1 protein-coding gene is annotated in these 1,985 nt (G+C 68.9%); it reads left to right on the top strand.

Annotated elements, in window-relative coordinates; translation table 11 throughout:
* The coding region (locus tag ACE04I_RS10680) for an OmpA family protein (protein WP_487207028.1) at positions 1-1,952 on the top strand (1,952 nt) is incomplete at its 5' end.
* Positions 1,953-1,985: the final 33 nt, after the last annotated feature.

The raw sequence follows: 1,985 nt of genomic DNA, 5'->3' as shown, positions 1-1,985 counted from the left end.
CGCCGGAGCCGCAGCGGGAAGCGCCGCCCGAGGTAGAACAGAGAGCGCCCGAGCCGGAGGCCCGGCCCGAACGCCAGGAGGCGCCGCAGGCCGAGCCGCGCGAAGAACAGCCGCGCCGCGAGGAGGCTCCGCAGGCGGAACCGGAGCGTCAGCAGGCGCCGGAATCCAGGCGTGAACGCGAACGGCAGCGGGAAGCCGCGCCCGAACGGGAGCGTCCCGCGGAAGGTGAGGCCGCACCTGAACAGCGGCAGCGCGAAGAAGCCCCTGCCGAGCAACGGGAGCCCGAGCGTCAGCAGGCCCCTGGACAGGCCCCCGAAACCGAACGCGCACCCGAGGGCGAACGGCAGCCGGAAAGCCGCGAAGCCCCGGCTGAGCAGCCTCAGGCCCCGGCTGAAGGAGAGCGACAGGATCGCCAGCCCGAAGCAAGGCCGGAAACAAGGCCTGAAACCGGGCAGGATGGCCAGCGGGCCCCGAGCCCGTCCGATGAACAGACGCCGACCCAGCCGTCCGAGCAGGCTCCCGAACAGCAAACTGCTCCGGAGGGTGGGCAGGCTCCTTCCGTCGAGCCCGGAACAGCGCCGGCCGAACCGGGCGGCGCACCGGCCGAAGGCGGCCAGCCGCAGGATGGTGCCGTAGCCCCGGCCGTTCCCGGCGCCGAGGGCCAGCAGCAAGCCCAGCCTCAGCCGCCGACCACGCCCGAAGAGGTGGAACGCGCCCGCCAGATCGCCGAGGACCCTGCATCCGCGCCTGCGGATCAGCCGGTCGTGCTGCCGGTCGAAAACGGCGCGGCGGTGCTCGACAGCGCCAAGGAAGGCGCCCCGCAAGGTGCGCGTGAACGGCCTCGCCGTGGCGATGGCCAACCTGGCGGACAGGCCGGGGGGCAGCCCGCTGCTCCCGATCAGCAGCAGCCTGTTCAGGAGGCCGCGCCCGTCGAGCCGCCGAAATCCGATGAGGAGGCCCAGGCTTTCCGCGGCGGAGATCGTCCGCAGATCGAAATCCGCGCCGTGACCGAAGAACAGGGCGAGCGGCTCGACCGCCGTCCGGAGTTCGAGCGGCAGCGCGGCTGGGAATATCGCGATGTGCAGGACCGTGATCGCGGCACGGATCGTGATCGGGACGACGGCCGCGTCATCATCTCGATCGACAACCGCACCTTCGTGCGCCACGACGACAGCCGGCGCTTCTATCGAGAAGGCTACGAGCCGGAATACGAGCGCCTGCGCGGCGGCCGTGTCCGCGAGGTGATCGATCGCGATGGCGGCGTGCAGATCGTCACCATCCGCAACCGCTATGGCGAGATCGTCCAGCGCTCGCGGATCGTCGATGGCGAGGAATACGTGCTCTATTATGCACCGGAGATGATGGAGGATCGTCCCGACTATGTCTGGCGCGATCCGGGCCTCGATCTGCCGCCGATGCGGCTGACCGTGCCGCTCGACGATTACATCATCGACACGTCAAGCGAGCCGGACCGGGATTACTACGAGTTCCTGGAACAGCCGCCGGTCGAGCGCGTGGAGCGCGTCTACTCGCTCGACGAGGTCCGCTATTCTGCCCGCATTCGCGACAAGGTGCGCCGTATCGATCTCGATACGATCACCTTCGCCACGGGCAGCGCGGAAATCCCGATGAACCAGGCAAGCTCGCTGCGGCAGGTCGCCGAAGCGATGAACCGGGTGCTAGAGGGCAATCCGGGCGAGACCTTCCTCATCGAAGGCCACACGGATGCGGTCGGCTCGGACGAGAGCAATCTGGTTCTCTCCGACCGGCGCGCGGAATCGGTCGCCACGGTGCTGACGGAAGCTTTCGGCATTCCGCCGGAAAACCTCGCGACGCAGGGCTATGGCGAGCGCTACCTGAAGATCCGCACCGAAGGGCCGGAACAGGAAAACCGCCGCGTCACCATCCGCCGTATCACCCCGCTGGTGAAGCCGGTCGCCTCGAACCGGTAAGGTGGGATCGTATCCTCAACAACGAAAGCCGCC

The sequence above is a fragment of the Rhizobium moroccans genome, from assembly GCF_057559155.1.
This window is presented reverse-complemented; position numbering and strand designations above follow the sequence as displayed.